Origin of the sequence: Microbispora oryzae, assembly GCF_017896165.1 — a bacterium.
Lineage (GTDB): Bacteria > Actinomycetota > Actinomycetes > Streptosporangiales > Streptosporangiaceae > Microbispora > Microbispora oryzae.
The window spans coordinates 109314-119108 of sequence record NZ_JAFCNB010000014.1 but is presented as its reverse complement, the minus strand read 5'-3'; the positions used below and the strand labels follow the sequence as shown (position 1 = coordinate 119108).

9 protein-coding genes are annotated in these 9795 nt (G+C 71.1%); 2 read left to right on the top strand and 7 right to left on the bottom strand.

The annotated features are described in order from the left end of the window. A complete protein-coding gene (locus tag JOL79_RS35550) occupies positions 1-1062 on the bottom strand; it encodes a LuxR C-terminal-related transcriptional regulator (protein ID WP_210158076.1) in 1062 nt (353 codons plus the stop codon). A gap of 255 nt (positions 1063-1317) precedes the next feature. On the opposite strand from JOL79_RS35550, the gene JOL79_RS23580 reads away from it, so the two are divergent. Next, positions 1318-4398 carry a helix-turn-helix transcriptional regulator gene (locus JOL79_RS23580; RefSeq protein ID WP_307848686.1) on the top strand — a complete coding sequence of 1027 codons (3081 nt, stop codon included), beginning with the start codon at positions 1318-1320 and terminating at the stop codon, positions 4396-4398. Here the strand turns inward: JOL79_RS23580 and JOL79_RS23575 are convergent. The 6 genes from JOL79_RS23575 to JOL79_RS23550 all read right to left on the bottom strand — a co-directional run bounded on the left by JOL79_RS23575 (position 4390) and on the right by JOL79_RS23550 (position 8834). Then, positions 4390-5508: a sensor histidine kinase gene (locus tag JOL79_RS23575; RefSeq protein WP_210158074.1), complete on the bottom strand. Its 1119-nt coding sequence runs from the start codon at positions 5506-5508 to the stop codon at positions 4390-4392. The genes JOL79_RS23580 and JOL79_RS23575 overlap by 9 nt on opposite strands. Positions 5509-5670: 162 nt before the next feature. Continuing rightward, complete coding sequence (locus JOL79_RS23570) at positions 5671-6267, bottom strand: hypothetical protein (protein ID WP_210158073.1); 597 nt, start codon at positions 6265-6267, stop codon at positions 5671-5673. After that, complete coding sequence (locus JOL79_RS23565; RefSeq protein ID WP_210158072.1) at positions 6264-7187, bottom strand: PASTA domain-containing protein; 924 nt, start codon at positions 7185-7187, stop codon at positions 6264-6266. The genes JOL79_RS23570 and JOL79_RS23565 overlap by 4 nt, the downstream gene beginning before the upstream one ends. Before the next feature lie 263 nt (positions 7188-7450). After that, complete coding sequence (locus JOL79_RS23560; protein WP_210158071.1) at positions 7451-7960, bottom strand: alpha/beta fold hydrolase; 510 nt, start codon at positions 7958-7960, stop codon at positions 7451-7453. 72 nt (positions 7961-8032) lie between these two features. After that, positions 8033-8239, bottom strand: a complete 207-nt coding sequence (locus tag JOL79_RS23555) for an alpha/beta fold hydrolase (protein ID WP_210158070.1) — start codon at positions 8237-8239, stop codon at positions 8033-8035. Between the two features lie 145 nt (positions 8240-8384). Then, positions 8385-8834, bottom strand: coding sequence for a carboxymuconolactone decarboxylase family protein (locus JOL79_RS23550; RefSeq protein ID WP_210158069.1), 450 nt, complete (start codon positions 8832-8834; stop codon positions 8385-8387). A gap of 82 nt (positions 8835-8916) precedes the next feature. Between JOL79_RS23550 and JOL79_RS23545 the strand changes: the two genes are divergently transcribed. Continuing rightward, positions 8917-9795, top strand: a complete 879-nt coding sequence (locus JOL79_RS23545; RefSeq protein ID WP_210158068.1) for a sigma-70 family RNA polymerase sigma factor — start codon at positions 8917-8919, stop codon at positions 9793-9795.

Genomic DNA, 9795 nt, shown 5'->3' with positions numbered 1-9795 from the left:
TCACGAAGACGGGGCGTCCGCCCACGCGCCGGGATCCGGCTCGGTCGCGGGAGAACGGAACCAGCCGCGTTCCGCCGCCCGCGCCCCGGCCTCGAACCGGCTGCGGGCGCCCAATCGGTTCGTCAGGTCCGCCGTGATCCGGCGGCACGTCCTGAGGGAGATCCCGAGTTTCCGGGCGACCGCCTCGTCGGTGTGCCCCTTGTACAGGAGCCCCAGGAGCTCGCGCTCCTGGTCGGTGAGACCGTGGCGGTCGCGTGTCCGGGACGCGCCGAAATCCCGGCCGCGTTCCCACATCAGGTCGAACAGGGTGGACATCGCCACGACCACGCCCTCACCGCGGACCAGCACCGCGCCCAGCGCGCTGTGCGCGGGATCGACCGGGACCATCGCCACCTCGCGATCCACGATGACCATCCGGATCGGCACCATGGGAACGGTGCGCACCTGGGCTCCGCGCCACATGAGCCAGCGGGCATAGCTCGAGGTGGCGCGATCCCGATCGACGGTGTCGAGGAAGACGGCGCGTACGTCCACCCCGCGATCCAGCATCCGCTCGTCCAGCGGCCGGCTCGCCGCCATGCTCTCGGCGGACAGCGCGCCGACCGGCAGCAGCGACAGGAACTCATGGCGCGCGTCACTCGACAACTGGACCAATCGCTCACGGATCGCGTCGATGTCCGCGAGACGTTCGAGGACGTCTCCGGACGTGTAACGCGTGATCGCGTACTCGGCCTCCAGCACCGCGATCGCCGCCCGGCTCTCCGCGATCTGGTTCTGCTGGCGGACCAGCTCGGCCTCTTGGTGCTTGATGAGGGCTTCCAGCGCGATCCCCGGGCTGACCGGGCACAACGCACCGGGGTTCTCCCGGGACGGCCGGAGCAGCGAGAGCCGCCGCAGGCGGTCCAGCGAGACCTGGACGACCTCCGCCGCAAGGCCGAGCCGCAGCGCCAAATCGGCGACCGTGCTGTCGGGATCCGTCAGAATCGTTAGGTAAACCGACTCGCTGGTCGTATCCAGACCAAAACCCTGCAGCACTCTATTGCGCAAGGTCTGCGAAGCCACATGCCACCTACCTCGTACGCCGCCGGAAATCGCCGTACCGCTTCATGTGGCAGTTATCCGGCACAACTCGCCCCGGCAGCCTGCCAGGCACCGTCATATTAAGGCTGGCCCGCCAACCCGTCTCCGCGGCACAGGTTGCCATCTGGTTTGGCAACAGGGCGATGCCCGTGGGTTCCGTCCCACCCGCCTGGCCGTGGCGGACCGGGCGACCTCGGCCGACGCACCGCGTGGCGGCCCCCTCCAGGAAAACGCCCGATGCCTCGGCCCGGGGCCAGGGCTGACAACATCCTGCCAGGACACGTGCTGCCACCCGGAATCCGCAGACAGAAGGCAACGGTCTTGCGAACATTATGGGAGCGCTCCCACGCGATCTGTGCACATACCGCCGGTCGTAATACATCCGCGCCCGGAACATCAACGCATCAGCCGATCAACAGGTGGATAAACGTGCGAGGCCCTGGGGTGAGAGATATGAAAGCGCCGTCGTGGCGGTATCCGGCCCCGGGAAACGCCCCGACCGCCATGACCTCGGATCGGCCCGGATTGGTAAGACCGCTTACCGGACGGGAGTCGCACCGCCGGGAGATCGAAGCCGGCCTCGCCGGAGTGTCGCGGGGCCGCCCCGCCTTCATCGAAGTCAGCGGAGATCCCGGAATGGGAAAGACCGCGTTGCTCGCCGAGATAGTGCGCATCGCGCAGGCGACGGGAATCACCGCGTTCGCCGGGCGGCCGCAGCCGGTCGACGGTGATCTGGCGTTCGGCGCGATCGTCGACGCGCTGGACGGTCAGCTCTCCGTCGCCGCGAGTGAACAGCCCGGCAGGCTGCCGGCGGCACAGCGGGACGCGCTGGCCGTCGTCTTCCCCTCTCTCACCGCGGCCGCGGCCGGGCCGCCGCCCGAAGCCGCGGCGGCCCACCGTGCCGGCCACGCCGTTCGGATACTGCTGGAGGCCCTCGCCTCGTCCCGGCCCATCGCCCTCGTCCTCGACGATCTGCATCACGCCGACGCGGGCACCATAGACGTGGTGTGCCGGCTGATGCGCACGCCGCCACGCGCGCCCGTGCTCCTGGCCTTCGCGCACCGGCACCGGCAGGCGTCCCCACGACTCCGCGCCGCGGTGGACACGGCCCGGGAGGTCACCCGCCTGCGCCTGGAACCCCTGACGGAAGGCCACGCCGAGGCCCTGATGGATGAGGGCGTGCCCGCGAGATGGCGCAGGGAGCTCTACCGCGCGAGCGAGGGCAACCCGAGTTACCTCGGGGCCCTGACCGACCTGCTGGAGCACGGCCCGCCCGGCATCGACGAGGCCGACATCGCCCCGGTGCCGCCGCGGTTCGCCTCGGTCGTGACCGCCGAGGTCGCCCGCCTGTCGGCCACCGGGAGGCTGGTCGTCGCCGCGTGTTCGGTGCTCGGCGACCCGCTCACCGTGCCGCTGGTGGCCGCGGTCGCCGAGCTCGACGAGGATGACGCCTATCCGGCGATCGACGAGATCGTCTCCCACGACCTCATCCGCCTCGTGGCGGGGACCGGCCGGTTCGGGTTCCGGCACTCCTTGGTCCGCCGCGCCGTCTACCACGACGTGAGCCCCGGCTGGCGGCTCGGCGCCCACGCACGGGTCGTCCAGCTACTTGCCCGCGGCCGGGCGCCCGCCGTCGAGATGGCGCCGCACATCACCCGAGTCGCCACTCCGCGTGACCGCGCCGCGGTCGCACTCCTCGCCGCGGCCGCCGACGAGATCGAGGCCGAGTGCCCACGGCGCGCGGCACAGTGGCGGCGGGCGGCGCTCGAACTGCTCCCGGACGATGCGTGCGATGAGACGGAGCCGGCCGGCGGCCGCGCCGGCCTGCTGGTCGCGCTCGGCAGAGCCTGCGAGTCCGCGGGTCAGCCGGAACAGAGCTCCGACGCCCTGGCCGAGGCCATGCGGCTGATCCCTCCCGGCTCCTCCGGCCGGCGCGCGCCGGCGGTCGCCGACCGTGCCCGCCTCCTGCACGACCTGGGCCGATCCGGGGAGGCGCGCGCCCTGATGCGTGCCGAGCTGGCGCGCACCCACGACGAGGCCGATCACGCGGCCTTGTCACTCGAACAGGCGTGGCTGGAAGCCACGAGCGACGCCCCGGGCGCGGCGTACGCCCACGCCGCGCGGGCCTGCCACATCGCCGATCGCCTCGGCCTGCGCCTGCTGGGCTGCGCGGCGCGCGGGGCACTCGCCGTCTCGGCGATCCTCTCCGCCACTCCGTCCGAGGGACGGCTCGGCGAACTCCCCGAGACCGCGGCGTTCCTCGGCGCCGTCCCCGACGACGAGCTGGCCGCGCGTCCGGACGCCCCTCTCTGGATCGGCTGGGCCGAGCTTCTGCTCGAACGTCCACGCGCCGCCGTACAGCATCTCGACCGTGCGGTGGCCGTCAGCCGGTCGGCCGGCCGGTGGGCCGTCGAATGTCACGCGCTGGTGGCCCGTGTCGCGGCGCTGTGCGCGGGCGACCGGCTCACGACGGCCGTGGAGAGCGCCGAGGAGGCCGTGCAGGCGGCCTGGCTGTCCGGTAGCGCCGCGCTTCGCTCTTACGCGCTGGCGGCGCGCTGTCTTGTCGCGGCCCGCACGGGCGACCTCGACACCCTGCGACGCCGCCTCGCGGAGACCGGCGCACCGCTGGCTCGTAGCTGGCCGGGAGCGCTCGCCGCCGAGATGGTCGTGGAGGCCAGGCTGATCGCGGGCGACCCGGGCGGATGCCGAACCCTGATCGAGAGCGGTGGCGAAGCCGGGTCCGCGACGGGTTGGTGGCCCCGGGTCCGGTGGTACGAGCTGCTCACCCGGGCGGCGCTCTCCGCCGGGCAACCCGACGTCGCGGGCGCCTGGGCCGCCGCGGCCGAAACGCTGGCCGACCGGCTCGGGTGCGCCGCCTCGACCGCCATCGCGGTCCTCGCCAGGGCGCAGGTCCTGATCACCACCGATGCCGTGGACGGGGCTGTGGACGGGGCCATGGCCGGGGCGAAGGCCGCGTCCGACGCCGCCGAAGCGCTGGACGCCGCCGGGCTGACCTGGGACGCGGCGCGGGCCAGAAGTGCCGCGACGAGGGCCAGGACGTCATCCGGCGGTCCTGCGCAGGCCGCACCCTCCGGTCCGGCCACCCGGCGGACGGCCCCCGCCTCCCTCACCGAACGGGAACGGCAGATCGCGCGGTTGGTCAGCGAAGGCCTGAAGAACCGGGAGATCGCCGACCGGCTTTACGTGACGCAGAAGACCGTGGAAATGCACCTGTCGCGGATCTTCGCCAAACTCGGGGTGTCCAACCGTGTCGGAGTCGCCCGCGCGCTTTACGCGACGTCCATGAGATCACGCTGATGTGGGGACGACCGCCTCCACGAGGGTGCCGCCGCACGGGGGCCTGACCAGCGTGAGAACCCCGCCGACCTGTTCGACCCGGGCACGCATGCCGCGCAGACCGTAGCCCTCGGGAGCCGACGGGTCGTAGCCGGTGCCGTTGTCGAGGAGGGTCAGCCGGGCCGCCTCGGGGGTGTACTCCAGCGTCACCGTGACGGCCGCCGCCTGGGCGTGCTTGCGCACGTTGGCCAGGGCCTCCTGCGCCACGCGGAGCAGGACGACGTCCACCCTGGTCGGGGTCGCCCTGGAATCGCCCCGGACTTCGAAGACCGCGGACACCGAGAGCTCCTCGGCGAACTGCGCGGTGATCCGCCTCAGCGCCTCCTCCAGCGTGGTGCCGGACAGCGGCGCGGGGCCCAGCTCGGCGATCAGCGCACGCGCCTCGGCCAGGTTTTCCCGTGCGGTCTGTATCGCCAGCTCGATCCGCCGGGTCTCGGGCTGCTGCAGGAGCATGACGATGCTGGTGAAGCCTTGGGCGAGGGTGTCGTGGATCTCCCCGGCGAGGCGTTCGCGCTCGGCCAGGGCTCCGCGCTCGGCCGACAGGCCGGCCACCTCCGCGCGGCTGGCTTCCAGCTCCAGGATGAGCGAGGCCCTCTCCCTGCTCTGGGCGATGATGTCGACGATCCACGGGCCGATGACGAGTGCGAAGGTGAGGACGGTGACCGTCACCCCCACGAAGACGATCAGTTCCTCGGCCGACGGCGGGACGACAAGGAACTCCAGGGCGGGTGCCACATTGAAGACGATCACGGCGACTCTCGCCTGCCCCCTGGGGATCATCATGTAGAACTGCGCGCACAGCGCGAAGATGATGAACCTGACAGGCGGGCACAGAACGGCCACCGGAGTGAACAGCGCGATCAGCACTACGACGTAGGTCCTGCCCTTCCACGAGCGATACCCCACGCCGACGGCCCGCCGCCCGAGCCGCACGTACGCCACCAGACATCCACCGAGCAGCAGGACCCCGGCCACCCGCTCGGCCGTGCCGAGCGCGCCGTCGCTGATCACGAAGAAGACGGCGGTCAGGAAGGCGACGAGGTAGATCGACTCCCATCCGCTCAGACGCATGAACGCATGCTGGGGTAAGAACGCGGAGCTGTCGCGAGATGTCACGACGATCACTCTGTCACTTCAGCCATCGTCATCGTCCGGGAAGCGACGCGTGCGCGTAGAGCCACCCGCCTCCATGCCGATGGCGGCCCGGCCGGCTCCGGCCCCCGCGTCAGCACCTCATGCGTCTCGGACAAGCGGGATTCCATCGCCGAGCCTGACCCGCAGCGGGATGGAACGGGCGAACTTCGTCTGCTTGATGGGGAAATCCCGCACACTCCAGGTGATAGTGGCGGTGCAGTCGCCCGCGTGGAGATTCGTGAGGCGGCCGTGGGCGACATACGCGTTCAGGGAGGCGATCACGAACTCCAGCTTCACCCCGAAGTCGACCCGGTAGGCCTGCTGCCCCTCGACGAGCACCTCGACCCAGGGCGCGTGCTCGGAAGTGATCGTGTGCTCGGCCAGGCGGACCACTTCGGCACCGCCGTCCGGCCCCTTCGTCCTGTGGCCGGCGTCGACCAGCGCGCGATATCTCGTCCAGGCGACGAGCAGGACCGTCCCGAGGTCGAGCTCGCCCAGCAGGCGGGCGCCGGCCTGGGCGACGCTCCCGGTGAGGTCGCCTCTGAACGTCGCGTCGAGCCGACGGACGCCGTCGCCGACCGTCTCGAGCACGCGCCGGGCGCCGAGCACCGCGCCCAGGTCCCGTACGGCCTCGCGAGGGTCGGCGAACGCCAGCAGATCGGCCGTGCTCGGATCGGTCTCGATGAACACCGTCATCTCCTGGTCTCCCTGAGCTCCTGGCGGCCGGGATCGGCATGGGCCTCCACCTGGACGCCTGGCCAGGTCGTCCGGGGTGTCCGTTCCGTGAGACGGATCTTCACCACAGGAGCGGGATCCGCATGAGCGACGTAGACGACCGACGGCGGTCGCGGGCGGGCCTCACGAGGCGGGGGCGGCGTGGGCCGGCCCCGGATCACCCCGCGGGCGAGAAATCCGATCACGATGAGTACCAGCACGACCGCCAACGCGCCGGTGACGATGGTCGACGTCGCCCCGGCGGAGGCCCCGGGGCCGTGGTCCTCCTGCTCCTTCGCCGCCGCGAGCCGGACGGTCACCATCGTCCCCCTGGCGACCCTGCTTCCGGCGGCGGGATCCTGACCCGCGACTGTTCCGGCGCGCGGAGAATCGGGATGCAGCCGCAGCGGGAGGTCGGCGCTCGCCAGCGTCCGGCGCGCCTGAGTGAGGTCCATGCCCTCCACCGATGGCACCGTCACGGTCGACGGCGGAGGAGCGACCGGCCCCTGCGTCGGGGTGGCCTCCGGTGTCGGGCTGGGCGAGGGGCTGACCGGCGCCACAACCTCGACGTCCGCACTGGTGTCGTAATGGATGAGCTCGCCCGCGCCGGGATTCTGCGTCACGACCGTCCAGTCGAGGCCCGCCTCCTGGGGCAGGAAACTGATCCGCACCCTGGTCGCGGCGAGCGTGGCGGTGGCGTCCTCCAATGTCATGTCGTGCAGCTCGGGCATCCGCGTGCCCAGCTCCAGCACCACTGCGTACGGGCTACAGGTCTCCACCCGGTCACTGATCACGTAGGAGGACAACGACGGGGGGATGTCGGCGGGCGCCGTACGGACGCTCGCGCCCGGATAATCCTGCTCGATCCGCTGTTGTGCTTGATCGAGCGGTAAGCCGGCCAATCGCGGGTTCCCGCATCCGTCGCGGGTGCCCGGTCCCGGATCCGTTGGAGGATCGGTGGGGTCGACGGGGGCGGCGAATGCGAGGGCCGCGGCCACGAACGGGATGAGAATCGAAACGGCGCGAATCACCGCCCACCTCGCATTCGATCAGTGGATACACCGTAGGCGACCGGCGCTTTATACGCCATTGAATATCGCCGGGGAAGTCCATTTCCCGGCCTGCGCACTTAAACGGGCATATGTAGCAAATGGGCCAACCGCCGTCACTCGGCCAGGAAGGCATCGATGTGTGACAGGAACTCGACCCAGGCCGGTTCGGATGCGGTCAGCAGGTGGTTGCGGCTGTCGAGCAGGACCAGCCTGCTGTCGGGAATGAGTGCGGCCAACTCGCCGGCCTGTGCGGCCGGGACGCGCGCGTCGTCACGGGAGTGGAGGATCAGCGTCGGGCAGGACACACGGTGCGCGATGCCGGACACGTCGATGCGGGCGAACTCCTCCAGAAACCGGACTCCGTTGGCCGGCGAGGTCGTCCGCCGCTGAAACGCGGTGAAGTCCTCCCAGTCTCGCGGCGTGCCGTCGGGCAGGAACTGGGAGGCGAAGACCTGCAGAAAGCCGGCATCCTGATTGCTCCACCCCACCCGCGCCAGATCCAGGTCCAGGGCCGCCGCCTCACGCTCGGCATCGTCGCGGGCGCGGATCTGCCGTCCCCGGGCGTACGCTCCGGTGAGGATCAGCCGGCTGACCCGCTCGGGACGGCGCGCGGCGTACGCCACCGCTACTCTCGCCGGCCGCCGACGCAGCCTACAACGCGATCACGGATCGAGATCGTCTTGTGCGGCCGGGCGTCAGCCCCGGGCTGGGTCCTCGTCCACCGCCAGGAAGGCGTGCAGTTCGGCCAGGAACGCGGGCCAGGCCGGTTCGTCGGCGGTCAGCAGGTGGTTGCGGCCGTCGAGCAGCACCAACCGGCTGCCGGGGATGAGTGCGGCCAGTTCTGTCGCCTCGGAGACGGGAACGCGCGGGTCGTCACGGGAATGCACTATGCCCAGACCCACGACAACTCGCTGTTCAAGCCGATCCGCTTCGGCACTCAGCCGGCGCTGCTCTGGCAGTAGTGACACGGCAGGCATCGCGCCGGCGGGCCGCGGACGCGGTTGCGCGTCCGCGGCCCGGCCGACCGCGCCTTGAAGCCCGCTCAGCTCACCAGGTCTTGCCGGCCTGCTCCTGGATCGTACGGTTGATCCGGTTGAAGAAGTTGGTCAGCGCGATCTCCAGGTTGATCGCGGACAACTGGCTCTCGTCGAAGTGGGCGGCTGCGGCGTCCCAGATCTCGTCGGTCACGCCCGGCCCGCCGTCCTGGATCCGCGTGGCGGCCTCGGCCAGCGCGAGCGCGGCCCGCTCCGCCTCGGTGAAGAACGGCGTCTCACGCCAGGTGACCACGTTGTGCAACCGCTCATCGGTCTCTCCACGCTTCTTGGCCGCCGCGACCGCGGCGAAGACGCACGCGCTGCAGCCGTTGATCTGGCTGACCCGCAGGTGGATCAACTCCAAGAGGAGCGGGTCGACGCCACCGCTGTGAATCGCCTTGTAGAGGTGCTGGACCGCCGTCGTCACGTCGGCGTTCGGCCTGCTCTTCATGCGTGCTTCCATGGTTCGTGCTCCCTCATCGGTTACCTGTGCCCGTCCGGGCTCGTCATCCTCATGACGGAGCAGCTCCGAGGAAGGTAACGACATGTCCGACAGCAGCCCGACGGACCTGGTGGCCGAGACGTTCGAGGCCCAGCGCGACCGGCTGCGCGCGATCGCCTATCGTGTGCTCGGATCGCACGCCGACGCCGAGGACGCGGTCCAGGAGGCCTGGCTGCGGCTCTCCCGCCAGGACCCCGCGACCATTTACAACCTCGCCGGCTGGCTGACCACGGTGGTCGGCCGGATCAGCCTCGACGTCCTGCGATCGCGCCAGGCCCACCCCAAGGCGTCCTACGAGGACCGGTTGCCCGAGCTCATCGTGACGGTCGACGACGACCCCGCCCCGGAGGACCACGTGGCGCACGCCGACTCGGTCGGGCTCGCGCTCCTCGTCGTCCTGGAGTCGCTCGGGCCGGGCGAGCGGCTGGCGTTCGTGCTACACGACCTGTTCGCGGTGCCGTTCAACGAGATCGCCCAGATCCTCGGCAAGTCCGTGGAGGCCACCAGGATGCTCGCCAGCCGCGCCCGCAGGAAGGTGCAGGCCACCGAACGTCCGGCGGCCGCCGGACGGGAACAGCGCGAGGTGGTCGAGGCCTTCCTGGCGGCGGCCCGCCACGGCGACTTCGAGGGATTGCTGCGCGTTCTCGACCCCGAGGTGAAGCTGACCGTCCACACGCCCAACGGCATGATCGTCACCCTGGGCGCCACCAAGGTCGCCACCGGCGCGCAGCTTGGCGCCGGCGCGGCCGCGCGGGGCCGGACGGTGCTCGTCAACGGTCTTCCCGGGATCGTGTCCTGGCGCGAGGACGGCACCCCGCTGTCGGTCATCTCGATCACCGTCGTCGACGGCCGGGTAGCCGAGATCACGGTGGTGACCGACCCGGCCAGGCTGGCGACGGCGCACCTGCCCGAGCCGGGGTGA

Coding starts and splice junctions, on each gene's coding strand:
- JOL79_RS23580 (WP_307848686.1), top strand. CDS start 1,318: ATGCCTCGGCCCGGGGCCAGGGCTGACAACATCCTGCCAGGACACGTG.
- JOL79_RS23575 (WP_210158074.1), bottom strand. CDS start 5,508: ATGCGTCTGAGCGGATGGGAGTCGATCTACCTCGTCGCCTTCCTGACC.
- JOL79_RS23570 (WP_210158073.1), bottom strand. CDS start 6,267: ATGACGGTGTTCATCGAGACCGATCCGAGCACGGCCGATCTGCTGGCG.
- JOL79_RS23550 (WP_210158069.1), bottom strand. CDS start 8,834: ATGGAAGCACGCATGAAGAGCAGGCCGAACGCCGACGTGACGACGGCG.
- JOL79_RS23545 (WP_210158068.1), top strand. CDS start 8,917: ATGTCCGACAGCAGCCCGACGGACCTGGTGGCCGAGACGTTCGAGGCC.